Below are 26,165 nucleotides of genomic sequence, written 5' to 3' on the forward strand. Positions count from 1 at the left end.
GCCGTTGGCAAGCTGTCAGGATGCCAGGAACTGGGACTCCCCGTTGACGGTCACCGAGGGGTCGGCGATCGGCGCGCGACTGGCGGCTTCCTCTCCGGGCGCCTCCGTACTACCAGTGGCCGGCCCGGGTGCGGAAGCCTTCGGAGTATCGGGAAACGGCCGTACGGTGTGGGCGAGCAGCCTGGTGAGCTCGCCTTCCAGGCCGTCTTGCAGCGGGGTGCCGTCGGGGCCGAAGGAGTCGATCTCGCGTTCGGCCAGAAGCTGTCCGGTGATGGCGTGGGTCGCGGTGAAGCGGAGGATTCCGCTTTCGTTGTAGCGGAAGCGGATGGTGATTTTATTGTGGGCAGGATCGTTTTCCGCCCGCGGCAGCGGGACGTCGAACGCGGCGAGCGGGAACGCCCGGTCGCTGTCGGCCGAGTGCCCGTACTCGCCTTCGACGATCTCGACATGCACGGACGTGGCCCCGGGGGCGGAGGGCTGGAAGACCGACGTGCCCTCGGCTGGGAGAGTGGCGTTGCGGCGGATGATCGACTGGAAGCCGCGCGTCCGGCCGGCGTTGAAAGCGGAGCCCAGGTCGTAGTTGCTCACCAAGGAGAAATCGCTGAGATCGTCTAGCTCCCCGTCGAGCGAGGCCGCGTAGATGGCCGCACCTCGGGCGACGGCCGTCATGGGCCTGCACAGCCGCGGATCGACGATCCGGTCGTGGCCCAGCATTCTTCCGAGGGTTTCGCGCACCAGCGGGATCTGGGAGGTCCCGCCGATCAGCAGGACGGAGTCGATCCCCTGGGCACTGGTGCCCAGGTCGTCGAGAGCCTGCTCGACCGGTCTCAACGCCTGTTCGACCAGCGGGGCGATCGCGGCGTTGTACTCCTCGACCGTGATCTTCGCGTTGTTGACGCTGCGGCCGGACCGCTCGCTCGGCGGGGACTCGAAGAGGGCGTAGCCGTCGGGAGGCAGATGGGAGAGTTCGATCTTGGTGAGCTCGACATGCCGGCGCCACTGCCGGCGCTGCGCCATGCTGAGCCGCTCCGGGACGGTGCCCAGTTTGCGCAGAATCAGCTTGGCGAGCTCCTCGTCGAACTCCAGGCCCCCGAGGGCAGTGATGCCGCGTGACGTCCGTTCCTCGAACAGCCCGTCCACGTAATCAAGCACGGTGACGTCTATGGTGCCGCCGCCCCAGTCGAAGACTAGGAACCGGCCCGGGATGGGGTAGTCGTAGGCATACGAGATCGCCGCCGCAGTCGGCTCGTTGATCAGAGCCTTGACCTTGACGCCGCCGAGCACGGCGGCCGCGCGCGTGCGGTAGCGGGCCCCGCCGGTCGCGTTGGCGGGGACGGTGACGACGGCCTCGGACAGCTCGAGCAGCTCGTCAGCGGCTCCTTCCCGCATGCGGCTGAAGAGCGAGGCGGCGGCCGCCGTGCTCCGGAACTGCTCGCCGCCGATCCACACCCGGTGTTCCTCCAGATGCGGAAGCGTCTCCTCGCCGGCGTCCGCCGCCCGGTCCGCACTGGAACGGGTGCCGAGCATGCGCTTGACGGCATCGAGCGGGTCGCTGGTACCAGTCTTTGCCGCCCACCCGAAGCAGAGCGTGCGGCGGACGTCGCGTACGGAGACGACGGAAGGGAAAAGCTGCCCGAACTCCGGCCGCCGCCAGTTCGCGGGTCCGTTTCCGCCGTCCACCGGGACAACCTCGGCGGCCAGCCCGTTCCAGCGTGCGACAACCGAGTTACTGGTACCGAAGTCGATGCCGAAGCTCATCGAGTGCCTTCCGATGCTATTTGGTGCGGTGGTTCCCGGCAGCGTCGCGGTGCGGGGCGGCATGGGTGCGGGACAGGAGCGATCCGTCCGGCGTGCGGTCCTCCCGGGGGCGGCCCGGTACTGGTGCGGCCCCGGAAGCCCCTTCGGCAGCGGGCTGGGGCGGCCCCGGACGGGCGGAAGGCCCCTTGCGGTGCGGCTTCTTGAGCGCTTCCTGTGCCTTTGCCGGAGCGGGAGGGGCTTGCGGGTGCCGTTCCCGGTCAGGGTGCTGCTGGCGCTTCTTGCGGGGCGTCAAGCTCCTCGGCTGGTCCTCAGGCCGGTCACCGTCCTCGACCCGCAGCCAGCCGATTTCCACAACCCGGCCAGACTCCCGGTCGGTGTAGGCGGGGGAGACCACGGAATAGGCCGGGGCCTCGCTATCGCCGGTGCGGTCCTGGTCCGGGTTCACCAGGCTGAAGAGCGACAGATCCCCGGGCTCGACGACCCGGACCAGGCCTGCTTTCGTGATCTCGTGGTCGATCCGTGCCTGCAGCGACGTTAGCTTCGAGGCCTGGTGCGCGGCGCGGTCGATGACCGCAAGCTGAGCCAGGTGCATCTGCCGCGCGCGGATTCCCTCTACGACGGCCCCGCGGACTGCTTCGGTGAACTGGGGGACGAGACGGCGCGTGAGCTCAGTGCGGATCACGGCCGCTAGGTCGCCGTCCTCAGCGGCGGACACCGACACGGCGAGGGAGCAGGCGATCTGTTCGAGCTGCGTATCGATCACGGGGCGCAAGGATTCCGTGACGGATGCCAGCAGGGCAGCCGCATCGAAGGTACCAGGAGCGATTTCCGGCAGCCGGCTCTCTTCTGTCCAGCGGCTGCGCCCGGAGCCTTCGGAGCGGACCTGCGGTTCAGAGATACGGCGGTCGGAGAGGCTGCGGCGGCTGCCGCCCCTTCCGGAACGTGCCGCCCCCTTGCTTCTGCGGTCGGCGCTTGGCGGGGGCTTGCTAGTCACGATGAGCTGCTCTCTGCTGGTCGAGGTCCGGAAGAACAGGAGGAGGGGACAGGAGGTCCGCGGCGGCCTTGATTATTTCGTGAGCGGCAGCTTCCCGTGCCCAGGCCCGGTCGGCCTCGGATGGAGGCGCGGTCAGCCGCCCCATCGGCTCGGTGGGGAGCTCAAGGAGTCGGCTGACGCCCGGTGGCACTGCCCAGCGGCGCGGGGCGAGGGGGAGCACGAAGCGTGCCACCTCCCCTTGCCCGCGCTCGGCGGCTTCGATGACGTCCTTGGCCTGGTTGACCGCGACGTTCCCTGATTCGTCGAGTTCGCGGCGGAGTCTGCGCCAGGACTGCTTCCAGTCCGGTGAGGCGTCCTCGACACCCAGCACGAGGTAGGGGTTCAACGGCCCGCTGCGCTCGGAGCGGGGGCTGCTCTTCAGGTAGCGGCGGTTGCGCTGTAGTGAATGAGCGGCGGACTCTCCCAGTTCCTGGAACCGGGGCGGCCGGGACTCTACATCGAGCTCCAGCCAGGACGCCGCCCTGCCGGGATCGTCCGCGGCCAGCAGGTAGGCGCACACATTCCTCGCTTCCCACCGGACGGTCTGCGGTCCGTGCTCGAGCCGGTCGGCGGACTCCCAGGCAGCCGCCCGCATCCGCTCCGCGCGCTCCGTCTCGTTGTGGAGTTCGGCACGCTGGGCATGGCGAATAGCCCTCAGCATCCTCCTGACACCGAGCCAACCGGTGAACTGCCGCGAGCCGCCGCGGCCGTGGGGGGCCAGGCGCTCGAGGAGCAGCCAGAGCGAGCGGTCGGCAGCGAGATCCTGGCTCACATAGCCGGTCCGACGTACCTCCCGAAGTTCATCGAGGAGCTTCCGCACACCCGGCGGGAGTCCGAACCACTCCTCCGTCACGGCTCCGGCGTCGGCTTGCTGCAGCCGGGACAGCAGCCGCCAGGAGTCCGGCCAGTCGGGCCCGGGCTCGGCGCCCGTTCCGGCTGCCCGGCGCTCGCGCTCCAACGGCCAGTCCAGCTGCGACAGCTCCTCGTCGGAGAGGATATCCGGGGCGAGCCGTGCCCGGAGGTAGACGGCCCGGGGTGAGCCGTCCGGCTCCGGGACCGCGGTGATCCACTCCTCGTCGACGAAGTCGTCCAGGACGGCGAGCGGAAGTACGGAGAGCAGTGCCTTTTGCCGGGTCTCGGAGATGTGGAACTCATCGATGGACTGCTCGTCCTGGTAGACCTGCCAGGCGCTCCCGGCTGCCCCTGGTACGACGGCGGGCGTGTCTGCGAGCAGGGCACGTGCCCGGGCGGCAGCAGGCAGATCCAGGACGGGGATCCCATGGCCGTCCGCTTCGGTGAGCACAGCCACGCCGGCGACTGGTGCCAGCTGCGAAGCAGCCCGGACGATCTCCGCAGCCAGTTGGCGCGCCGTCAGGCCCGAGGCAGGACTGGCATCTGGGGGCGACCCGCCGAGGACGCGCCGGGCGAAAGCCAAGGCCTCCGTCCACGCTCCAGCGTCGGCGAAACCTTCGGGGACCCGTACAGGGTCCGCGGTCACGCTCCCTACCGGGCCGTGACGCCGCTCGGCTGCCGCTGGGGACGTGCCGCGGCCCGAGCGCAGCGGAGGCCGCTCGCCGCGCTCGCGTGCTTCGGCTAGCGCTCTGCGCCGGGCCAGCTCACGCCGCCGGAGCGCCTCCAGGTCGTCGGCGGGGCCGGTGGTGCCGTCGCCGTATGTGGCACCGGTGCTCTCCACCATCACTCCTCTGCGAACCTGCGGACCTCGTCGATCACAGCCGCCGGGGTCCGGTCCAGACAGTACGCGTCGACGAACGCCAGCCGGTCAGCGATGCCCGCATCGGACACCTCCTTCCGCAGCCGCTCCAGACGCGGTGCCTCGCAGGCGGCGGTGGAGGATTCCAGCGGATGCTTGACTGCGACGGCGACGGGCTCGCCGGTGAAGTCCGAGGTGTGGACGCAGACCAGGCCGTTGCCGGTCTCCGCCAGGCGTACGGCGGGGTCCTCCTTCGCCCAGCCGCGCAGGAGTTCCTCGTGCCGGGACGGTTCCGGCTGGAGGTCCCTGCCGCGCAGGGCGCCGACGAGGTCCCGGGCGAGGCGCCAGTCCAGCAGGGGGTGCAGGCGCATGTTCGTGTAGTCCCGGAGGCATGAGTAGCAGGAGCTGCTGCACGCCCCCGCGTGCCGGCTGTCCTCCCCGAACTGGGCGAGGTAGTCGTCCACCGCGTCGAGGAACCCGTTGATCTGGTCGGGCGCTCCCAGGTGGGTGCTGAAACCCGCGCCGTTGTCGAGGCTGTCGGCGAGGTAGGCCATGACGGGTGCCGCCACCGGTGCAGGGGAGCCGTGGATGCCGCTCAGCAGCTCATCCGGCTGGACGTCGAGGTACGGCGCGGCCGCGCGGCGCAGCAGGGCGGCGAGGGAGTACCAGGCGGCACGGCGCCCGTGGTAGGCGTCGGCGAAGCCGTCAGGCTGCGCGGAACGCGAGATGTCGAACCGCAGGCCCCGCCGCTCGTCCACGGCCGCCTTCGCTCCGAGGAACAGCATGTCGGTGTGCTGGGTGGCACCGAGGGCGGTCTGCAGGTCCGCGTCGGCCCTCGGGTTCTCGACGTGCCAGTAGCCCTTCCACTTGCCGGTGTCCTTACGGAAGCGGAACAGCCTGCCGCCGTTGCTGTTGACCATGTAGCGGTCCCCGCTGCCGCAGTGCACCACCAGCCAGTCGTCCGCCGACCGCAGCACCCGGGGTGCGGTGTTCTCCAGATCGGCGGCGGTGCGCGTGCTGGTCGAACCGCTGCCCCAGTCGCGTGTGCCGTCGTAGTCCCGCGGGTCGGGTGCGGCACGGAAGCCGGCCGGCTCCCGGAACGGGACGACGCGGTAGTTCTTGCCCTCTGCGCCGCAGGCCGGGCAGCGGTCCGGGGGCTCGGCGCCGTCGGGCACCGGATCGATGTTGGCGCAGATCCTGCACATCGCCACCAGCTGCTCCGGGCCGAAAGGGTCCTCGGCGGCGTAGACCCGGCGTGCACCTGGGCTGAGCGAGACGATGCCTGTCGAGCGGAGCAGGCGGCCGTCGCGCGGGGTCTCGCTGCCGGGCGCGAATTTGCTCAGCGCCACGGCGAGATCGCGGTTGATCGAGTCTGAGGGCGGCCACGGGAATGGCTTGTCGGGGAAGCTGGAGTGCAGCAGGCGCGCCCTGGTCGGGAACCCGAACATCGGCAGCAGCCCTGCCTCGGCGAGCCGCTGGCTCAGTTCGGCGTGGCCGACCCGCTCCGCGGAGACTGTGTCGATCCGGTCCAGCAGGTCGGCGATGCATGCCACCGGGTCGATCGAGGAGACTGCCTCGGGGGTGCGGGCCTGCAGGGCGGCGGCGGCCGCCCGGATGCGGTCGGGGTGTGCGGCGGTCCAGCTCCTGATTGCGTCACGGTGGTCCGCCCAGCCGGCTGAGAGGCCGAACTGGCCGTGGACGTTGTTCGTCAGCGACGGCGTGTCATCGGTGTCGGCGGCGGACAGCGCTTCGAAGGCCTGCCGCAGGACCTCGCCGAGCAGCACGCGCTTGAAGATCGCGGGCATTCCCAGCGCCAGGTAGGGCGGCGGCGTCGGACTGTTGGTGATGACCTCGGGGCGGGCGAAGTAGTGCTCGTCGTGACTGCGCCCGCGGCAGACCGTGAGCGCGACCGCGACCGGGCTGTTCCGTCGGCCGGCCCGGCCCACACGCTGCTGGTAGTTGAAGCGGGTCGGCGGCATGTTGGCGAGGAGCACCGTGTTCAGCGGGCCGACGTCGACGCCGGCCTCCATGGTGGTGGTCACCGACAGGAGCTCGAGCCCGTCGGCTTCCTCGACATCGTGTTCGCCGAGGAAGACATCCTGGAAGATGCTCTGGCGGCGCTGGGCCTCCAGCCGGTCGGTCTGCCCGGTCAGCTCCGCCGTTCGCAGCGCGAAGTTCCCCGTTCCGTGCTCGGCCTTCCATGCGTAGTAGTCGTCGGCGAGTGCCCCCTCGAACTCCTCGGGCTGTGACGGGAGTTCGATGCGGCACTTGGTGCAGATCCCTGCGCCCGGGTGGAGGTGCGGGCGGCGGCAGCCAGTGCACGTCCAGACCTTGCCGATGCCGGTACGGAGCGCCACCTTCTCGGGGTTGATCACATACTCGACCACGGCGTCCTTCCAGATGCCGAGCACGCGGTCCCTGACCGATTCCAGGTCGGTGCCATCGCGGGTCACCACCTCCTGCCAGAAGTGCTTCAGCGGAGCGGGCGGATTCTGCAGCCCGCTGCGCATCTGGTGGAAGCGGCGCATCTGGCCGAGGATCCGCAGGCTGGCCCGGGCAAGTCCGTCGTCGCCGCCGACGGCCGCCTCGACCGGTGCGCGGTCGTCCTGGAGGCAGAGCCACCCCAGCCCCAGGGACTCGAAGTCGCGTCCCGCGCTGGAGAAGAGCCCGTTCAGGAACTCGGTGCGCAGCCGCTTGCGGATCCGGTCCAGCAGCTCCTCCTGGGCCTGCGTCTCGGCGGCCGACTCCCGGTTGCGCTTCCAGTTGAAGAGCACGGTCCAGCTCTGCCCTGCGGAGGTATGCTGCAGCGAGGCGGACGGGCCGCCGGGGTTGGTGCCGCAGCCGACGAGCAGCCCCTCGAGGTCGCCGGGGAGGGAATCGAGCGACGGGAGGTTGGCGAAGCGGCGCTCAAGATCGGGCAGCAGCTCCGGCTCGGCGTCGAGGTCGTCCGTCAGGATGGCCTTCAGCTTGCCCCAGTCGGCCGGATGCCGGTCGCGCAGCCGGAGCATGGCGGCCTTGGCCGCTGCGGGTTCGACCTGCTCGCCCGCGTAGTGGGCCTTTACCAGCTGCAGGTCCGCGAACGGGTCGCCCTGCTCACGGACGGCCTTGGCGGTGAGCAGCCGCAGCAGGTCCTGGTAATGGCGCAGCGCGAGGCCGCTGGCGAGTTCGGACGCGTCGTCGCGGCTGTCAGAGAAGGCGATCGCCTTTCGTTCGTCCGCCGGGAGGTGGCCGAGTGCCTCGGTGGCGAGCACCTGGTTGATCTTGTCGAAACCGGTCCGCATGCGGCGCACCGGGGCGCTGCGGAGCCTGGCGGGGTCCTCCAGCGGGATGGGCCGGCCGTCGCGGTCCCGCCGGATCTCCCAGTCGTCGCCGCACGAGGGGCAGTGTGTCGGGAACGGCCGCAGCTGCGCGGGGTCGAGGACAGGCTCCCCTGAGTCCTTGCCGTCCGGCACGGTGATGTGGAACGACCAGCCGCTGTGCCCGACATCCTTGTTGACAAGGCGTCCGGTGGCGGGCTGGTATGCGCTGCGCCGGAACTCGAAGCCGACGCTGCCCCCGCTGTTCGACAGCCCGGCTGACCAGTCCGGCTTGTCCAGGCCGAGGGCCTTCGGCCTGGGCCAGTACACGATGTAGTTCGCCGCTGTTGGGACGCCGCTGGCCTCGTCCGGCAGCAGGTCGAGTTCGGGGAAGTCGGTGTGCAGCGCGCCGGTGAACCTCCGCTTCCGGGTGTCCTCAGGGCTGGCGTACCCGCCGAGCATCAGGTCGCCGCAGGTCTGGCAGTACAGCAGTTCCAGCACCCGGGCGCCGCAGCTGCAGCGGGAGGCTGGTTCGGCGAACAGGCGGCCGACCCGGCGGTCCTTGTCCGCCTCCACCGGGATGTCTGGGCACTGCGGGTCCGAGCAAGCCCAGATGCCGCCGATGTTGCGGAAGAAGAGGTGGGCCCGCAGCTTGGGCAGGTCGGGGTCCTCGGCCGCACCGAGCACCCGCAGCGCTCCGTGCAGGGCCGCTTCGCGCTGCTCCGGGGCCGCGATGCCCGGGAAGAGCTGCTCGGCGAGTGCGGAGATCCGCAATGTCCGGGGCGTCCCGCCGGGGGAGAGCACGTGGGGGATCGCACCGCCGAGGCCGGTGGCTTCGGCCAGGCCGCGCGCCTGGTCCTGGCGCAGCTCATCGTTCGCGGCTGTGGCGAGGAGCTGCGCGTGGGCGGTCAGGTCGGTGCTGGCGCGCTTCGGCAGCAGGGCGGTGCCGGGGATGATCCTGCACCGGGACCGGGGGAGCGCGAAGAAGTCCTCAAGGAACGCGTCGTCGCGTCCCTCCTCCAGCGACGCGGAGGCCGCCAGTACCCGGAACTTCTCCGGGGCGGAGTCCAGCCCGAGTCGGTGCCGCAGGTTGCGGAGCAGGTACGCGACCTCGGTGCCGGCCGTGCCGCGGTACATGTGGAGCTCGTCGAGGACGAGCGTGAACCGGGCGTCCGGCGTGGTCTCCAGCCATCGGCGGGTGGCCGCGAACAGGCCTGCCTCCTGCGGGCGCAGGAGCATGATGTTGAGCATCGAATAGTTGGTGACCATGACGTCCGGCGGTGCGGCCTGCATGTCCCAGCGGCTCTGCATCTCCGCCCCGCCCAGGCGGGGGATGAACGCGTGGTGGCGGCTGTCCGCGCGCTGCTCGCGCGCGTCCAGGGCCCGCAGGTACTCGCGCAGCCTGGCCGCGGCGGGTGCGGACGTGCTGGCGCCCGGTACGGGTGTGGCGCCGGTGTAGCGGCCGAAGTAGAAGCGGTGGCCGTTCCGGTTGGCGTCGAGCCATGTGCGGGCCCCCTCGCCGTCCAGTGCCTTGCGCAGCCGCATCATCTGGTCGTCGGCGAGGGCGTTGGTGGGGTAGAGGATCAGGGCCCGGACTGCCGCGGGGTGGCCGTTCTCTCCCGTGCGGCTCGGGCGGTACTCGTCCTCTCCTCGCCACCACGCGCTCTGTGCGGCGCGGGTGCCGGTCCAGGAGGCGGACTCGGCGACCAGGTCGGCCAGCACCGGCAGCAGGAACGCCTCGGTCTTGCCCGAGCCGGTTCCGGCCGTGACGACGAAGTCCTTGCCGTCCCGGCAGGCCGCCACCAGAGCTTCGTGCTGGTGGCAGTAGAGGCTCGATACCCCGTCGGGCAGTGCGAACCGGGCGAAGTCGGCGGCTTCCGGGTGAGCTGCGGCAGCGGCGAACGACTCGGGGACGGTCATCCCGCTGGCCTCGTACTGGGGGCGCAGCTCGATCAGCGGCTCGCGCCAGGCGCCGTTGTCGCGGTCCAGCAGCAGGCGGCGCTCCTCCATCACCGAGACGTCGTCGACACCGAACGGGGTGTCGTAGTAGCGGAACAGTGCCCGGCGGAGATCGCCGAAGGTAGCGATTACGTCGCCGGGTGCCGCACTTCCGGTCGAAATGCCCTTGTCGGCGCTCAATGTGCCCTCCCGGGTACGGCCGCCAGCGGCGGCAGGATCTCCAGGTCCTGCAACAGCGAGGCAGCCACGGCCTCGGCCAGGACTTGCGGGACGTTGTGGTAGGCCAGGGTCTGACCCTGGCTTCCTCTGATCGGCGGCAGACCCGTGCACAGCACGGCAGCACGGGCGTGGAGCGGCGGCAGCGGGGAGTTGCAGTCCACGAACAGCCGCCCGAGACGGGCGCGTCCTTCGGCCGCCTCCGGGCGCCAGCGCACGGCGTTCTCATGGTGGCGGGCGAGTTCGAGGTAGATACCCGTCTCGTGTTCGGTCCGGGTGAAGCGGCCGTCGCGCAGCAGCCGCACCAGCCGGGCGTGGTCGGCGCCACGCCAGCGGTACAGTCCGTCCTCGGTGTGCGAATCGGCCGGGACGAAGCGCCGCGAAGCAAGGTCGTAGCGCTCCACGGTGTCCAGCCCGGCGCCGCCCGGAGGGGCCGCCTCGGGCCCTGTCTGGGCAGGCGGCAGGAGCGCGGCCAACTGGAGTGCCGCACAGGGGACGTAAGCGGCCCCGATGCGCGCGGCCAGCTCGTCCAGCCGTGCTGCGTCGTCGTACTGGACCATCAGCGTTGCGGGCAGCGGCACGGCCCTCTCGCGGGTCTCGCCGGGGATCTCCAGCAATTCCAGCCAGTCCGCAGCGGCGGACCCGAGGGCCGCACGCACCGCCGCCGTACGGGCACCGGTGATCAGTGCCAGACCGTCGGAGAACGGCAGGCGGGTGAGGACCAGCGGAGCGGCGGACCACCGGTCCGCCCGGATGTCCGCATCCAGGAATCCGAGCGAGGACACGGCGCGCACCCATTCCCAGTCCGCGTACTCGGCGGTGTCGATGCCGTATGCCCGCACCGTGCTGCGGACACCCTCCCGCAATGTCGTTACCGAACCGCCCTGCCGCTCGCTCAGCCAGCGCAGCAGCAGATCGCCGATCGTATCAGTGCTCACCGGGCTGCCTCCTCCGCCGCGTGAACGTAGGCGGCCCACCTCGAATCCGCTGTGCAGTCCCTTGCCGCGAGGACCGCCTCGGCCCAGGTGCTGACGTTCGGCGACGAGGCCGGCTCCGGGATGCCGGGGCTGACGGCGCGCCCGCGCCAGCGCCCGGCGCGGCGCTCCAGCAGCCAGCCGCCGACATCGTGCAGCTCAACCTCGAACAGGTACGGCGCTGACGCCTGCGGCAGTCGCTCTGCCAGCCAGGTGGGCGGCTCGGGAGCGGTGATGCGCCACAGCCTCCCGTCGGAGGCAGCGAACAGCAGCTCGTCGGCGCCCCGGCGGCTGAGGACCACTTCGGGGACAGCACCAACCCGGTGCCCGGCGCAGTCCGCCCCGGACAGCGCTGCCCCGCTCCCGCACACCGCCGGGTACGCCGAAGCCTTGAAGCCGGACACCTCGAATCCGCAGCGGCGCTCCGCCGCCGCAGGGACGGGGAGCCCCTCGGCCGTGGTGAACCGGACGGCACCGGCACCGAGTGAGACCGTGTGGACGCCAGCGGGAAGGCCGAGCCCCGCCAGCGGCACCAGACCGCCGAGGGCCCTTGCCCCGTTCAGCTCCGGGCGCGCGGTCCCGTCGACGAGGAGCGTCTCGGACGCGTCGTCCGGGATGACAACGGAGGGCTCACCCCCGACGAGATAGAGCTGCCGCTCCAGTACTGGGGCGAGGCGTAGGCCGCCGACCAGCTGCAGGTCGAATTCTTGGGTGGGCCGCAGTGAATCGACGGCGCCCTGGATCTCACTGACAGCCCGCCGCAGTGTCACGGCACTGTTGAAGACCACTCCCGTGTGGACGGCCCAGCCCTCAGGGACCCACGGCAGCCTCCCTCCCTCCCTGGGCCGGCCTGGAGACGCGGCCCGGTCCAGGAGGCGCCGCACGTCCGACTGTGCCTCAGGCGCCGCCAGCACTATGTATTCCTCACCGGGGACAAAGGCGCTGGCACTCACCCAGGTGCCCAGGACATCGTCGCGCCCGAGCGCCAGCACGGGTGTCGGCGACCGGTTCAGCGCTGCCTCATCGGAGCTGGCGTTCAGCCAACGGTTCAGGTTCCGTGCATCTGGCACGCCCAGCCCGTCGACCGAGTAGTAGGCGGTGTCAGCGAGCCGTTCCAGGACCACTCCACCGGAAAGGCTGATGTGCGGCGCCCCCGCATTTGGGACGCGAGCGAGCCAGGACAGCCTGCCGGCCTCGAACTTCACAAGCAACTCGGTCCGCCCGCTGCCGCGGCTCGCCTTGACTGCCGTGCTGTCCCAGGACACAGCGAGTTTGCCCAGGATCCGGGCTATGTGTGAACGGAAATCGGGAACCTTCTTCGCCCGTCGGAAGCCGGCTGAGAACCTGCTGTCCCAGCCCCACTGTTCCAGAGTGGCCAGCAAGGTCTCTCCGTCAAGGGGCCAGGCGCCGGAGTTGTGGCTTCGCAGCTTTGCGAAGATCTCCGGAAGTGCCTGCCGGTCGCCGCCGTTCAGCAGTGCCTGGGACAGCGGGAAGCCGATCCTCGACTGGTTGCGCGGCAGGTCCGCGGCGGCGGGGATGGTGCAGACACCACGGGCCGTGCCCTGGCTGTGCTGCCACCGCGCAAGGACCTGCCACATCTGTGACACTGCTTCGAACTCTTCACCGCGAAGGAGGTCTTCACGGTTGGTCAGCAGCTCGGAGAAGCGGACGTGATAGGCGCTCGCCGGGTGGTGCCCGTCATTCACCATCCTCGTTGCCGCGAGCACGGAGGCGGCGAGCAGTGGCAGGAACGCAGGGATCGCTTCCTTGTCTTCCTTCCACTTCCGCCAGCGGTATGTCTCCACTGGGGCGTAGGGCCGATCCGTGCCAGAGTTGAGGACACGGCCCACACACTCGGCTAGCGACACACCGATACCGTAGCGCTTCCGGAGCTCCCGCTCGACATCGTCATCGACGTAGAGCAAGGTCGGGCGGCCAGCCTGCGCTGAGCCGAAGAATTCGTCCTCCAGCGCCTGCTGCCACGCCTGGTAGGGGAGGTCCAAACTATCCTCACGAAGTGTGCGGTGTTGCTGACTTCAAGTCAGCGCTGGTGCTCATCAAGCCTATCGCGCGAGGGTACTGCGATGTGTCCCCAAGCGCGGGCTAAACGGTGCGTCCGGGTGCGGGCCGCCTTAAAGCTCAGTCGTGACTGGGTGTCGTCCGGGTGCCGAGAAAGACCAGGTTGGCGAGAGCTGCCATCGGGCCGGTCGGGAGTTCGACGGCAAGCTCCCGAGCGTAAGCCGCCGGCCCTGACGCCCCGCACGACAAGCCCTCCGCAGGTGGCTCTGACACCGATCAGCTGGGGCAGTCGGCACCGGGGCGGACTACTGCGAGGGCTGATCCAGTTCGCGCGAGAAGGGCACTGCAGCGCGGGCAGTGGTGACGGCGCCCTCAGGTGAGTCCCGCGTAACCGAGGTCGGCCGGACCAGCCTCCTGCTTCCGCGGCTTGAGGCAGATCCGGGTTGCAGCCAGCCGGGGGACTGCCAGGGACCACGCGCTGCGCAACACCACGCACCGAGGTGTGCTTCGGTCAACGGACAGCGCGTGCTGTCTACGGTCTGACGTGCAGCGATGCACATCGCCGGGCGACTGGGGGTCAAGGGGTCGCAGGTTCAAATCCTGTCGTCCCGACAGTATGTCGGAAGGCCGTTGATCGGGAGAAATCCCAGATCAGCGGCCTTTTTGTTGATGGCCCGGCAGGTAGTGGGCGACTGTGGCGCCGCCGTTTTGCGATCTCGCTGGGATCAGTCAGGGACCGCAGCCGTTGGCCGACGGGCCGCCGCAACTTGCTGCGGCGGCCGCGCATTCGCGTTTACACCAGGTCGCCGGCCTGCCAACCCGGGGGACCTTCGGCAGTCCGATCAGGGCGTCGATGTTCAGGCGCTCGGCGAGCAGGGCCTTGGGGTTGCGGCCGTCGCTCACCTCGACCTGCCACAAGGCCAATTACCAGACAGACCTCAGGAGCCTGCATCCTGCTCACCCGGTGCAAAGGCCTTCCGGCCAGGCCGGCGGGTACCTCGCCGGCCTGGCCCTGGAGGGCGCCTGTGGATTCCTGTCCAAACCGGGTCAAGGAATGGCCGCAGGGGAATCGGCAGATCACCAATGTAGGCCCCGTCACGGGCACATCGTCAGCGGCTCCTCCCGCGATGATTCCGCGGCAATCCCGGCATGGTGCTCATCCGGCGCCCGGGCCGCTAGGCCAGGTCGATGAAGAACTTCTCGTCGTCCCCGCCGTTGGCGTTGATCTGGCAGTTCACCGTTCCACCGGGACCAGTGGCAGCGGTCACGCCGCTGCCGGTGACCATGCGCAGATAGATGTTCGGGAATGCCGTCGCGGACTCGAAGGAGAACGAGCCGTCCGGCTGCGGACGCAGCCGGACGGCTCGTAGGGGTGCGCGCCGAACTGGCAGTTGACCGCTCCACCACCCGCCATGGTGTTGGGGACGCCGGCGCCGTCCATCCGCAGGAACACGTTCGGGAAGGCCAGCGATTCGAAGGCGTACGAGCCGTCACCCTGCGGACGCACCCTGAACGACGTCCACTGCCCGGGCCCGTACTGACAGTTGACCTTCCCCGCGCCACTGCCGGCGAAGGCAGTCACGCCGGTCCCGTCCATGCGGAGGTGCACGTTCGGGTAGTGCGTCGAGTGAATCGTGACGGGGGTGTCTCCGAGCTTTTCGAGGTCGGCTGCTGACAGGGGCATGGTGGCCTCTCTTCTTCGGATCGGGTGCATCGCGGACGAGTCGATCCCGGCGCCGCCGGCGGCGGCTTGTCGCGGCGCGGAATTCCTGAGCCTGTGGCGCATGTCGAACCGAAAATTGCGGCGCAATATCACAGAGGAACTCTTTGAGCGGACCAGGCGCCCGGCGAACTCCATGAGTCACTCTTCGCGCAAATTCCGAAAATGGCAAGGAAGCGGCATTGATCCCGCCGCTCGCGTTCGCCGCCTCTCTTGCCTTTCCTGCCCCCTCAGGCCCGACCGACTGTAATCCCGCAGATACATGCTGTCTAGGTTCACTGCCTGATGTGGACGCGCTCCGGCCGTTCGCCACCCGCCTTCCCCGCCGCCCCTACTTCGCCTCCCGCGTGGACGGATGCCGCGATCAACGTGATGGGTGCGCTGCTGTGTGTGCGAGGCCTGGGAGCACGCCTGGGCGCCGGCGCTTGATGGTCGGCCTGACGCGTCTGCGCGCGGTCCCGGCAGGGTCAGAACAGCGCGTCCTGTCGCGGGGCGGTGAGGGTGGCGCGGGTCGGGTTGAACACGCCGAGGTGCATGGAAGTCCTGGGGCGGGCGGCGATGTTGCCGACGAGGAAGTTGCCTGGCCCGCTCGGGAGTTGGGCGGTCACCGTCCTTGAGATGCTGCTCGGTGAGTGCGCCTGGGCCTCCGGCGCGATCGCTGCGCCGCAGGTGCTGGAGTCTGCCCTCCATGGGTCGTTGACGCCCGGGGCGCTGCCGATCCCGCCACGCCTGGCCGAGCTGCTGCGTTCGTGCTTCCCACCCGCGACTTCGTCCACCTGCTGAAGTCGGCGCGGCCCGGCGCCGGCGCCGGAAGGGGCGCCGGGCCGGGGACCGGTCAGAGCTGGTCAGTGTTCCAGTCCCCGTTGTCCGTGTGGGGGTGGCCCATGGTCATCCGCACGTACCGGCGGACCTGGTCGAGGTTGCCGACCTGCCCGACGGTCGGGATGTCGACCGGGGTGGAGTTCTGGCCCGAGGAGACGCGGGAGTAGTACCGGGACAGGGCGTCCCAGGAGTTCTCCAGGTACTGCTGCTGGATCGGCAGGTCGCGGACCTCCCAGTTGTTCATCGCCGCACGGAAGGTGCCCTCGACGTCGTTGAAGCGGGCGGCCTCGGAGAGTGCCTGGATCATCAGGCTCAGCGACCGGGCGGTGGCCTGGCGGTTGCCCCACGGGTTGCTCTCGCCCGCGAGCTGGACGATGGAGTACCGCATGTCGATCCAGCTGATCGGCATGGCCTCCCGGCCCCGGCCGGCGGCGGTGCTGAGCGAGTTGTAGTTCGAGCCGATGTTCAGGGTCTGGACGTTGTGGTTGACCGGCGGCGCGGGAGCGGTGGTCTCCGTGATCCGCGACTGGAGGGCGTTGTCGATGTCGCTGAACTGGTAGGTGATGCCCTGCTCGTTGGAGAAGCCCCAGATGTACAGGTTGGAGGGGTTGATCCAGATGTCGGTGTGGCGGCGCTGGCCCCGGTCGTCGGGCGCGGTCAGCGAGACCTGGACGAGGCCGACGTCCTCCAACTGCGTCTCCTGGCTGTTGTAGCCCGCCACCGCCGCCCGCAGGCTGGCCAGGAAGGCGGAGTACCGGATCCGCTCGTCCCCGCTCGGGCCGTTCTCCGACAGGTCGAACCACACGTGGGACATCTGTCGCCACTCGGTGCGGGCCTGGGCGGTCCCGGCTGCGCCGAGCACGCCCGTGAGGGTCATGCTCAGACCCACGCCGGCGAGGAGGACGGAACGGAGCCGTGCACGGACGATGGTGCGCTTCTTCATCTTCTTCTCTCGTGTACTGCCGGAGCCGGGTCCTGACGGCCGATCCGGTTCGCGGAGGCGCCGACAGGGGCGCCGCGGGGTTCTTCCGGGCAGCATCGTGGCATGGCGGCGGATGGCCTGTGCATGCCGGGAACGGGACGCCGCGAGCCCCGCGGGAGGGGTGGCCGGACGGCCGTGGAGGCGGTCGGCGGCGGAGCCGAGCGCGCCTCGTTGACGACTAAGCTGTGATCAATAGCACTACACGGCAAGGAAACTGACGGAGCATCATGAGCTGAGGGAAGGAATGCTCCCCGCAGCGTTCGACCGGGGCCGCACCCGCCCGTCGACGGCGGTGGCGGGCGGGGTGGCGGTGCGTCGATCCCGCAAGCGTGCAGGGTGGGTGCAGAGGTGGGCGCGGACGGTCAACAGCGGGTCAGGTCGGGTGGGGCGGGGCGAGGACCCGGTGGACCCGGTGCTCGGTGCCGAGGAGCCGGTGGGGGTCGGGGGCGCTGACGAGGGACGTGGCGCCGGTGCGGCGGACGTTGCTCTCGATGGCCCGCGCGCCCGCACGGAGCGCGGGCACTGGGTCAGGGTGCCGGGCGGCGGGTTCGTTGCGGAGACGCCCGCGGCCCGGACGCCGGGGTGCGTGTCCGGGCCGCGGGACCTGCTGCCGGGGTGGCGGCGGAGTCCCGCCGGCGGGGTTCAGCCGACGAGGGTCTCGTCGAGGGCGTCGAGGCCGTCGGCGTAGACGCCGGTGAACAGGTAATGCAAGTGTCCGCCCGTGCCACCCCCGGGGACCGTCCGGACGGCCCCCGCGGCTCCAGCTGGAGCGCGCCCCCGCCCATCACCACGATCCGGTCGGCGCCGGTCACCGTGGACGGGGGCTCAGAGCCATGCGAACAGGAATCCACCCCGTACGGGCGCGACAGCATCGAGATCGCCGGCGGGCCGGGGCGCGCGGAGCGCCGGGCCGAATTCCCGTTGTTCCGCCGCAGAAGCTGTTCAACTGCGGCCGTCGACGCCCCGGAACCGGTCGGCTAGCGTGGCGAATCGCCGATCCGTCGGGAAAGGCTGGCTCTCCACTGGCGGACGGCACTTCGAATGTTCACCTGTCGTACGAGAGGACACCGATGAGGATTCGCAAGGCCATTTCCGCGACGGTCGTCGCAGCGACCGCTGCCGTTGGCATCGTCACCGCAACCGGTGGTGCGGCCCAGGCCCAGACCGCCTGGGTGCCGCCGTTCCAGAAGTGCACGTCATTCGATCAGAACGGGTTCAAGGGCGACGTCTGTGTGGACCGGGTCGGCTGGGGCCCGCAGGAATTCATCGGCTTCGGCCAGATCGAGTCATTCCCCGCCAACTGCGCAAAATTCCGGGTCGATGTCGCTGACCCCGATGGCACGGCGGTGCATTCCGTGAACGACATTCCCTGCACCACCGGGCACGTCGGCACCGCTCGGTATCTCGCCGAGTTGCACGTGAACGGCAGGGGGTACGCCCGCCTGGTCGCCTTCGACGGTGCGGGGAAGACGCTGCTGTCGGTCAACTCCGAGATCATCGTCTCCCCGTACGACAACCACTGAGGAGCCGGGGCGATTCTCCCGGGTCACCGGATCGTCGGTTGACGTGACTCGTTGACCGACGCCCGGTGTTGCCCGGATCGAGCCGCTTCTGCCGGACCGCACGCCTCGGCGTAGGGGGCGGTGGCGGGATCACCGTCGGGTGATCCCGCCGCGGGGCGGCTCGTGGGCCGGCCTCCCGGTGTCCCGCTGCGTGGTGCTGCGCCGGGGCGGGGATCCGGTGGGGCCGGGTTGGCGCGCGGGACGAGGCTGCGCGTCACGGCGGCGGTGGTCAGGAAGCGGGCTGGTCCCACCTGAGGCGGGAGCGGCGGAGCCGCTCGATCAGGTGGCGCACCTCCGGGGCCGGGGCGGGACGGCCCGGCTGGGCGGTCGCGGCGAGGGCCAGGCCGCGGCGGGCCAGGTCGGCTTCCTCGGGGGACCAGGCGCCGCGCCGCTCGAGTTCGGTGAGTGCGGCGTCGAAGCCTCCGCCGGGCGTGATGCCCAGCCCGGCGCAGGCCTCCTTGGCGGCGGCGACGACGAGCCCGCCGCAGAGTCGCGCCGCGACACCGGCCTCGCCCTGCTCGGCCACCCGCTCGGCGAGCGCCAGGACGGCGTCGGAGCCGTTGCCGAGGGCGCGGAGGTCGTGGATGGGGAACAGGCCGCGGACGTCCTCGATGACGACGTCCATGTGGAGCTGCCGGAAGAACGAGGGGCAGGCACAGTCCCGGACGTCCGCCCGCCACCAGTAGTTGACGGAGACGGAGATGTCCGGTGCGGAGACCTGGTGCCACCAGAAGGCCGGGATGAAGAGCAGGTCGCCCGGCTCGACGACGGCCTCCCAGTACTCGGCCTGCGCGAAGCGCGGGTACTTCTCCAGGTCGGGGGCGTTCACGTCGACGCTGCTCAGGTGCCGGGTGCGGATGTCGAGCGCTCCGGGATAGAGCAGTTCGCTCTGGGAGGGGTTGAAGAGCATGAACCTCTTCTTCCCGTCGAGCTGCGCGAACAGGTTGTTCATGTTGTCGTAGTGGAGCGGGGTGTTCGAGGATTCCGACGCCATCCAGAGATTGATGTCGCTGATGACCTCGGCCGGGATGTAGGGGGGGATCACCAGATCGTCCCGGAGTTCCGGGAGGGAGCCGGGGATCGACATCTGCTGCATGCTGAGCCGGCGGCCGCTCGCCGTGTCCCGGAACTCGGTGGCGAGTCGTGATCCGCGCATCGGCTCGAAGTGCAGACCCCGTGCCTCCGGCTTGTAGCGGAACCCGCCGTCCGCGTCCGCGATGCTGACGGGCACCTCACGGTCGCCCAGTCGTTCCGAGAGGTATTCGGGAGTCCACCGGTGCATCGGGCCGAGAGCCGGGGCGCCGCGGATTATCAACGGCGTCGTGCTGAGAACCGGAGCGCGGAGAATGGGCTCCTCGGGGAATGAGGCGACGACTTCCACGTGCCCCAGCGACCGGGCTCCCAGCATGACGGCTCTCCATTCCGGCGGAACAGGCGAAGGAAAAGCCGATGCTACGGACAGGGTCCGGTGTGCACAACGGCGGGAACCTGCGCGCGGATTCACTTCGTCGGGTATTTCCGGTTCGTTCAACCGGGACGCCGCCGCACTTGAACACGGGAGGTTGGCGGCCCGTCAGCCGCTGCGGCACACTCCGGAGGGACCGGGTCCCGGCCGCCCCGATCACGTCGGCCCAGCCCGGACCCGCCGCTCACGGTCGTCCCGCCCGGCGGGGGCCGGTGGGCGGAGAGGTCCGGCCCGGGCGACCGGGCCGGCGGACGACGTCACAGCCGGCGGACCACGTCACGGCACCGCCCGGTATCCGCACGGGCCGCACCGGCGAGTCGCGCGCCGCTTCGGAAGGGAACACCCGACGCATGAGCCAGAGCACAGCATTCCCCCTCGTGATCGAGTCCCACGGGGGCGAGCGCCTCGTCGAGCGGGTCGAGGACCAGCGGAGCACGCTGCGCGCCTCCCTGCTCGAGCACGGAGCCCTGCTCTTCCGGGGATTCTCGGTGCCGGACGTGACCGCCTTCGACTCCGTCGTCCGCGGGCTGTCAGGGGACCCGCTCACCTACACCGAGCGCTCCTCGCCGCGCAGCGCGATCCAGGGGCAGGTGTACACCTCGACGGACTACCCGCCGAACGAGGAGATCTTCCTGCACAACGAGAACTCCTACCAGCAGTCCTGGCCCATGGCGCTGTACTTCTACTGCGTGCAGCCGCCGGCGACGCTGGGGGCGACCTCCCTGGCCGGCACCCGAGGGGTGCTGGCCAGGCTCGACGACTCGGTGCGCGAGGAGTTCACCCGCCGGGGCTGGCAGGTGGTGCGGAACTTCCACCCCGGGATCGGGCTGCCCTGGCAGCACGTCTTCAACACCGAGGACCGCGCCACCGTGGAGGCCTACTGCGCGGCGAACGGCATCGAGTCGGCATGGCTGCCGGACGGCGGCCTGCGCACCACGGCGGTCCGCAAGGCCGTGCACCGCCACCCCGTCACCGGCGAGGAGGTCTGGTTCAACCACGCCGCCTTCTTCCACGTCACGACGCTGGACGAGGTGATCCGGGAGGGGCTGCTGGAGCTGTTCGACGAACCCGACCTGCCGACGAACACCTACTTCGGCGACGGCGGGCGCATCCCCGACGACGTCATCGCCCACGTCCGGGACTGCTACCGCGCCGAGACCGCGCGCTTCGACTACCGCGAGCACGACGTGCTGGTCATCGACAACATGCTGACCTCGCACGGCCGGGAGCCGTTCACCGGCTCGCGCCGGATCGCCGTCGCCATGGCCGAGCCCCTCACGCCCTAGGGCGTGCCAGGATCCGCGCCCGGAGGGGATCCGATGGACGGTCCCACCGAAGCCGGTCCGCGCCGGACAGTCCTTCCCCGCTCGCCCGGCGCGGTTCTCCGCTGCGCAGGCCGGGCCGCTACGACCGCTAAGCGGGCACGTGCCGCCCGGCACGCCCGCGCGGAGAGGAGAGCCCAGTGAACCCGACCCACGAGGCCAGCGTGGTCCACCTGCTGCGCCGCCACGCGGCGGAGCGAGGCGACCGGACGGCCGTCACGTACGTCGCCGACCACGAGTCGCCCGACGGTGCGCGGAGCCTGACCTACGCCGAACTGGACGCCGAAGCCCGCCGGGTGGCGTCCTGGCTGCAGGAGCGCTGCGCGCCCGGCGACCGTGCGATGCTGCTGCACCCGGCCGGACTGCCCTTCGTCACCGCCTTCCTCGGCTGCCTCTACGCCGGGGTCGTCGCGGTGCCCTCGCCGATGCCGGGCCAGTTCCAGTACCAGCAGCGCCGGGTGGCCCGGATCGCCGGCGACGCGGACCTGGCCGTGGCGCTGACCGACGTCGGCCAGCTGGGCGAGGCGCAGCAGTGGGCCGGCGCCGGCGGACTCGGCCTGCCCGTCGCCGCCAGCGACGCCCCCGACTTCGGTGACGCGGCGGCCTGGCGCGACCACGCCGCCGCGGCCGGGGACCTGGCGCTGCTGCAGTACACCTCCGGCTCGACCGGCGACCCCAAGGGCGTCATGGTCGACCACGCCAACCTGCTGCACAACGCGGACAGCTTCGGCCGGGCCCTCGGCTTCACCGAGCGGACCAACTTCGGCGGCTGGATCCCGCTCTACCACGACATGGGTCTGATGGCGCAGACCCTGCCCGGTCTCTTCCTCGGCAGCCAGGTCGTGCTGATGTCGCCGATGGCCTTCCTCAAGCGCCCGCACCACTGGCTGCGGCTGATCGACCGCTACGACATCGGCCTCTCGGCCGCGCCGAACTTCGCCTACGAGCTCTGCACCCGGCGGGTCACCGACCAGCAGATCGCCGAACTCGACCTGTCGCGCTGGCGGTTCGCCGCCAACGGCTCCGAGCCGAACCAGGCCAGCACCCTGCGGGACTTCGCCGAGCGCTTCGCCCCGGCCGGCTTCCGGGCCGAGCAGTTCGCCCCCTCCTACGGGATGGCCGAGGCCACCGTCTTCATCTCCGCCCGCTCGACCCGGCCGCCGGTCTTCCGCGCCGTCGACGCGCAGGCGCTGGAGAAGCACCTCGTCCAGGACCCCGAGCCGGGCGCCCCGGTGCGCGAGCTGGTCGGCTGCGGCGACGTGCCCGACCTCGACGTGCGCATCGTCGACGAGAACGGCAACGTGCTGCCCGACGGCACCACCGGCGAGATCTGGCTGCGCGGCCCGAGCGTGGCGAGGGGCTACTGGGGCCGCCCGGACGCGACCGAGGAGGCCTTCCACGCCCGCACCGCCGACGGCGACGGGCCGTACCTGCGGACCGGCGACCTCGGCGCCCTCGTCGACGGCGAGATCTTCGTCACCGGCCGCACCAAGGACCTGCTCATCGTGCACGGCCGCAACCTCTACCCGCACGACATCGAGCACGAGCTGCGGCTCCAGCACCCGGAACTGGCCACCCTGGCCGGCACCGCCTTCACGGTGCCGGTGCCGCAGGAGGAGGTCGTGGTGGTGCACGAGGTCCGCGGTCGGTTCACCGAGGAGCAGCTGCGCGAGCTCGCCGCCGCCCTGCGCGCCACGGTGCACCGCGAGTTCGGCGTGCACGCCGCGGGCGTCGTGCTGCTGCGCCCCGGCGCCGTCCGCAAGACCACCAGCGGCAAGGTGCAGCGCGGCGAGATGCGCTCCCTGTTCCTGTCCGGCGACCTCACCCCGATCCACGCCGACCTGGCCCCCGCCGTGCGGGCGGTCCTGCCGGGAGCGGCCGGGTGAACGCGCGGGTGCCGCGGTGGCCGGCCGGCCTGGCCGGCGCGCTGGCCGCGGCGATGGACACCGCGGCCGCGGCGGGCGGCCCGTTCAGCGGGCGGCGCACCGCGGAGCTGGACGCCGCGGAGGCCTTCCCCGACCTGGAGTGCGCCCTGCTGGACGCCGTCGGCTTCCCCCGCGCCTACGTCCCCGCCCGGCTCGGCGGCGCTCCCGGCGGCCTGCCCGAACTGGTCGACGCGCTCCGGACGGTGGCCGCCCGGGACCTGACCGCCGCGGTCGCCCACGGCAAGACCTTCCTCGGCTCGGTGTCGACCTGGGTCGCCGGGACCGAGGAACAGCAGCGCGCGCTGGCCGAGCTGGTGCTCGACGAGCATGCGGTGGCGGCCTGGGGCCTGACCGAGCCCGGCATCGGCAGCGACCTGCTGGCGGGCAGCCTGACCGCCGTCCCCGACCCGGACGGCGGGTGGCGGCTCACCGGCGAGAAGTGGCCGATCAACAACGCCACCCGCGGGCGGCTCGTCTGCGTCCTGGCGCGCACCGGACCGGACGGCGGACCGCGCGGGTTCAGCCTCTTCCTGGTCGACAAGTCGACCCTGCCGGACGGCGCCTGGCAGCCGCTGCCCAAGGAACCCACCCACGGCATCCGGGGTGCGGACATCAGCGGGATCCGGCTGACTGACGCGCCCGTCCCGGCCGAAGCGCTGATCGGCGGCGTCGGCGACGGCCTGGGCATCGTCCTCAACGCCCTGCAGCTCACCCGCACCATGTGCGTCGCGCTGTCCTTGGGCGCCGGTGAACACGCGCTGCGCCTGGCCACCGGGTTCGCCGCCGGCCGTGAGCTCTACGGCACCCGGCTGCTGCTCCTGCCGCTGGCCCGGCGCACGCTCGGCCGGGCCGCCGCAGCCCTGGCCCTGGCCGACGCCGCGACCCTGCTGGCGGCGCGTTGCGCCCACGGGCTCACCGGCGAGATGAGCACGGTCTCGGCCGCCGTCAAGGCGGGAGTGCCCTGGATCGTCCAGCAGGTCGTCGACGATCTCGCCGAACTCCTGGGCGCGCGGGGATTCCTGACGGAGCACCACGCCGACGGAGCCTTCCAGAAGGTGGAACGCGACCACCGGATCGTGGCCGTCTTCGACGGCAGCACCGCGGTCAACCGTTCCCTGCTCATCTCCCAGTTCCCGCTGCTGGCCCGGCTGATCGGCACCGGCCGCCACGATGCCGCCGGGCTCGCCGCCGTCACCGGGCAGGCCCCGCTGCCCGACCTCGACCCGCGCTCCCTGCGCCTGGTGAGCCGTACCGGCTGCAGCGTGGTCCAGGCGGTGCCGGACGCCGCCGGGCGGGTCGCCGACCTGGCCGCCGCCGGCGCCCTGCCGGAGCGCGCCGCCCGACTGGCCGCCCTGCTCGCCGCGCAGACCCGGGCGCTCGCCGACGCGATGGCGGAACTGCCGCCCAGCGGCGGCAACGCGCCCGCCGCGGCCTTCGCCGTCGCCCGCCGCTTCGAGCTCTGCTTCGCCGGCGGCGCCGTCCTCCACCTGCTCGCCGCGGCTGGCGGCCCGGAGCGCGCGGTGCCCCTGACCGCGGCCCTGGAGCGCTGCCTGGAGCTCCTGGTGCCCGGCCACCGGGCGCCCGCGGACGCCTACGAGCCCCTCGTCCCGTCACCCGCGCACCCCGTGGAGGAACCGGTCCGATGACTCCCGTCGACTCCGCTGCGAGCACGCCCCCCGCGGCGGCCACCGACCCGATCGACCGGCTGGAGGCCCTGTTCGGCGACGCCGGGGACCCCGCCAACCCGGTCGGCCGGGACGCGGTGCTCGCCGCCGACGCCCGGGGCGCCCTGCTGACGGCCGGCGAGGGCCTGCTCGACGCCTTCGGGCTGAACGCCCACTTCGTCCCCGAGGCCCTCGGCGGACGCTTCACCGGCCCCGAGGAGCTCATCGGCGTCATGCGCGCCGTCTACCGGCGCGACCCCTGCCTCGGCCTCGGCTACGGGGTCGGTTCCTTCATGGCCGCCGTCAACGTCTGGACCGCGGGCAGCGCCGAGCAGCAGGCCCGGCTCGCCGACCGGCTGCTCTCCGGCGACCGGGTGGCCTGCGGCTACCACGAGCTGGCCCACGGCAACGACTTCGCCCGCGCCGAGGTCTCCGCGCTGCCCGGACCGGACGGCCGGCTGCGCCTCAACGGCCGCAAGGAGGTGGTGGCCAACATCACCCGGGCCGGCGCCGTGGTGCTCTTCGCCCGCACCAGCGAGGCCGCCGGCAGCCGCAGCCACTCGCAGCTCCTGGTGGAGACGGACCGGCTGCCGCCCGAGGGGGTCACCCGCCTGCCCCGCTTCGGCACCGTCGGGATGCGCGGCGTGCCGCTCGGCGGCATCGAGTTCACCGACTGCCCCGTCCCGGCCGACGCCGTGGTCGGGACCCCCGGCCACGGTCTGGAGACCGCCCAGCGTTCCTTCCAGCTCACCCGGATCGCCCTGCCCGGCATGACGGCGGGCCTGCTCGACACCGCGCTGCGCACCGCCGTGCGCGGGATGCTCGGCCGCCGGCTGTACGGTGGCACCGCCGCCGACCTGGCCCTGTCCCGGACGGTGCTCGCCGAGGCGTTCGCCGACCTGCTGCTGGCGGACGCGTTCGTCACCGTCGCCGCTCGCGCGGTCCACACCGCGCCCGCGCAGTGCGCCGTCTACGCCTCAGCGGTCAAGCTTCTGGTGCCCACCCTGCTGATGTCGGCCGTCCGGCGGCTCGGCGACCTGCTCGGCTCGCAGTTCTACCTGCGCAACGCGGAGCAGCCGCTGTTCCAGAAGCTGCAGCGCGACGTGCTGCCTTCGGCGTTCGGCCACGCCTCCCGGGTCTCCTGCCAGTCCGCCCTGCTGCCCCAACTGCCACTGACCGCGCGGCGTACCTGGAACAAGGAGGACGGGCCGGCGATGCCCGCCGCCACCTTCCGACCGGGAGAGCGATCGGCGCCGATGGACTTCGGCGGGCTCGCCGTCACGGCGGGCGGCCGCGACCCGCTCTCCCGGACGCTGCTCGACGGGGCCGAGCGGCGCACCGGCGAGGAGCCGGCGATCGCCGCGCGGGCCGCCGAACACGCCGCTCTGCTGCGGGCGCTCGCCGCCGACGCGGCCGTGCTCGATCCTGGCCGGCTGGGCCCCGCGGCGCCGCCCGAGGCCTTCGACCTGACCACCCGCTGGGCTTCCGCGCTGGCCGCGGCGGCCTGCCTCGGCCTCTGGTGGGAGCGGCCGCGGGACGGGCGGGCCCCGGGTGCCGAGCCGGACTGGGTGCTCGCCGCACTGCACCGGCTGGGCGTCCACGACGGGCGCCACCACGACCCGCTGCCCGAGCAGCTCACCGAGCGCCTGTACGCGGAACTCCTCCGACGCCACGACGCCGGCCTCACGTTCGACCTCGCGTGCCGCCCCACCGGCGCGTGAACCCATCGCACATCCA

General features: G+C 71.5%; 17 protein-coding genes. 5 read left to right on the top strand and 12 right to left on the bottom strand.

From position 1 onward, the window contains the following. Positions 1-15 precede the first annotated feature (15 nt). The 11 genes from ACFY0X_RS29015 to ACFY0X_RS29065 form a co-directional block, all read right to left on the bottom strand. Positions 16-1,758 (bottom strand): Hsp70 family protein, encoded by a 1,743-nt coding sequence (locus tag ACFY0X_RS29015; RefSeq protein ID WP_387758914.1) that lies wholly within the window; start codon positions 1,756-1,758, stop codon positions 16-18. 16 nt (positions 1,759-1,774) lie between these two features. Further along, positions 1,775-2,521, bottom strand: a complete 747-nt coding sequence (locus ACFY0X_RS29020) for a hypothetical protein (protein WP_387758915.1) — start codon at positions 2,519-2,521, stop codon at positions 1,775-1,777. Positions 2,522-2,744: 223 nt separating this feature from the next. After that, complete coding sequence (locus ACFY0X_RS29025; protein ID WP_387758917.1) at positions 2,745-4,100, bottom strand: hypothetical protein; 1,356 nt, start codon at positions 4,098-4,100, stop codon at positions 2,745-2,747. Positions 4,101-4,486: 386 nt separating this feature from the next. Next, positions 4,487-9,937, bottom strand: coding sequence for a DEAD/DEAH box helicase (locus tag ACFY0X_RS29030; RefSeq protein WP_387758919.1), 5,451 nt, complete (start codon positions 9,935-9,937; stop codon positions 4,487-4,489). Next, positions 9,934-10,911, bottom strand: coding sequence for a hypothetical protein (locus tag ACFY0X_RS29035; RefSeq protein WP_387758920.1), 978 nt, complete (start codon positions 10,909-10,911; stop codon positions 9,934-9,936). The genes ACFY0X_RS29030 and ACFY0X_RS29035 overlap by 4 nt, the downstream gene beginning before the upstream one ends. Then, positions 10,908-12,950 (bottom strand): hypothetical protein, encoded by a 2,043-nt coding sequence (locus ACFY0X_RS29040; RefSeq protein WP_387758922.1) that lies wholly within the window; start codon positions 12,948-12,950, stop codon positions 10,908-10,910. The genes ACFY0X_RS29035 and ACFY0X_RS29040 overlap by 4 nt, the downstream gene beginning before the upstream one ends. 745 nt (positions 12,951-13,695) lie before the next feature. Continuing rightward, the gene (locus ACFY0X_RS29045) at positions 13,696-13,890 is read right to left on the bottom strand and encodes a hypothetical protein (RefSeq protein ID WP_387758923.1); all 195 of its coding nucleotides are present in this window, start codon (positions 13,888-13,890) and stop codon (positions 13,696-13,698) included. 340 nt (positions 13,891-14,230) lie between these two features. Continuing rightward, positions 14,231-14,824 carry a hypothetical protein gene (locus tag ACFY0X_RS29050; protein ID WP_387758925.1) on the bottom strand — a complete coding sequence of 198 codons (594 nt, stop codon included), beginning with the start codon at positions 14,822-14,824 and terminating at the stop codon, positions 14,231-14,233. A 329-nt stretch (positions 14,825-15,153) separates the two neighbouring features. Further along, positions 15,154-15,294, bottom strand: coding sequence for a hypothetical protein (locus ACFY0X_RS29055; protein WP_387758926.1), 141 nt, complete (start codon positions 15,292-15,294; stop codon positions 15,154-15,156). A gap of 227 nt (positions 15,295-15,521) precedes the next feature. Beyond that, positions 15,522-16,451 carry a ribosome-inactivating family protein gene (locus ACFY0X_RS29060; RefSeq protein ID WP_387758928.1) on the bottom strand — a complete coding sequence of 310 codons (930 nt, stop codon included), beginning with the start codon at positions 16,449-16,451 and terminating at the stop codon, positions 15,522-15,524. Positions 16,452-16,863: 412 nt separating this feature from the next. Beyond that, on the bottom strand, positions 16,864-17,013 hold the full coding sequence (locus ACFY0X_RS29065; protein ID WP_387758930.1) for a hypothetical protein: 150 nt from the start codon (positions 17,011-17,013) through the stop codon (positions 16,864-16,866). Between the two features lie 547 nt (positions 17,014-17,560). On the opposite strand from ACFY0X_RS29065, the gene ACFY0X_RS29070 reads away from it, so the two are divergent. Next, positions 17,561-18,013, top strand: a complete 453-nt coding sequence (locus ACFY0X_RS29070; protein ID WP_387758932.1) for a hypothetical protein — start codon at positions 17,561-17,563, stop codon at positions 18,011-18,013. Between the two features lie 268 nt (positions 18,014-18,281). Here the strand turns inward: ACFY0X_RS29070 and ACFY0X_RS29075 are convergent, their stop codons facing one another. Beyond that, a complete protein-coding gene (locus ACFY0X_RS29075; protein WP_387758934.1) occupies positions 18,282-19,460 on the bottom strand; it encodes a cupin-like domain-containing protein in 1,179 nt (392 codons plus the stop codon). Between the two features lie 437 nt (positions 19,461-19,897). Between ACFY0X_RS29075 and ACFY0X_RS29080 the strand changes: the two genes are divergently transcribed. The 4 genes from ACFY0X_RS29080 to ACFY0X_RS29095 all read left to right on the top strand — a co-directional run bounded on the left by ACFY0X_RS29080 (position 19,898) and on the right by ACFY0X_RS29095 (position 26,149). Beyond that, positions 19,898-20,803: a TauD/TfdA family dioxygenase gene (locus ACFY0X_RS29080; protein ID WP_387758955.1), complete on the top strand. Its 906-nt coding sequence runs from the start codon at positions 19,898-19,900 to the stop codon at positions 20,801-20,803. Positions 20,804-20,979: 176 nt separating this feature from the next. Continuing rightward, positions 20,980-22,725, top strand: a complete 1,746-nt coding sequence (locus ACFY0X_RS29085; protein WP_387758936.1) for a fatty acyl-AMP ligase — start codon at positions 20,980-20,982, stop codon at positions 22,723-22,725. Continuing rightward, positions 22,722-24,410 carry an acyl-CoA dehydrogenase family protein gene (locus tag ACFY0X_RS29090; RefSeq protein ID WP_387758938.1) on the top strand — a complete coding sequence of 563 codons (1,689 nt, stop codon included), beginning with the start codon at positions 22,722-22,724 and terminating at the stop codon, positions 24,408-24,410. The genes ACFY0X_RS29085 and ACFY0X_RS29090 overlap by 4 nt, the downstream gene beginning before the upstream one ends. Beyond that, positions 24,407-26,149: an acyl-CoA dehydrogenase family protein gene (locus ACFY0X_RS29095; RefSeq protein ID WP_387758940.1), complete on the top strand. Its 1,743-nt coding sequence runs from the start codon at positions 24,407-24,409 to the stop codon at positions 26,147-26,149. The genes ACFY0X_RS29090 and ACFY0X_RS29095 overlap by 4 nt, the downstream gene beginning before the upstream one ends. Positions 26,150-26,165: the final 16 nt, after the last annotated feature.

This window comes from Kitasatospora sp. NPDC001547 (assembly GCF_042894165.1).
In the GTDB taxonomy this organism is placed as follows: domain Bacteria; phylum Actinomycetota; class Actinomycetes; order Streptomycetales; family Streptomycetaceae; genus Kitasatospora.

What these genes read in the sequence shown, in the direction of transcription:
- ACFY0X_RS29015 (WP_387758914.1), bottom strand. Translation starts at nt 1,758, where the DNA reads ATGAGCTTCGGCATCGACTTCGGTACCAGTAACTCGGTTGTCGCACGC.
- ACFY0X_RS29070 (WP_387758932.1), top strand. Translation starts at nt 17,561, where the DNA reads ATGAGGATTCGCAAGGCCATTTCCGCGACGGTCGTCGCAGCGACCGCT.
- ACFY0X_RS29095 (WP_387758940.1), top strand. Translation starts at nt 24,407, where the DNA reads ATGACTCCCGTCGACTCCGCTGCGAGCACGCCCCCCGCGGCGGCCACC.
- ACFY0X_RS29075 (WP_387758934.1), bottom strand. Translation starts at nt 19,460, where the DNA reads ATGCTGGGAGCCCGGTCGCTGGGGCACGTGGAAGTCGTCGCCTCATTC.
- ACFY0X_RS29050 (WP_387758925.1), bottom strand. Translation starts at nt 14,824, where the DNA reads ATGGAGTTCGCCGGGCGCCTGGTCCGCTCAAAGAGTTCCTCTGTGATA.
- ACFY0X_RS29060 (WP_387758928.1), bottom strand. Translation starts at nt 16,451, where the DNA reads ATGAAGAAGCGCACCATCGTCCGTGCACGGCTCCGTTCCGTCCTCCTC.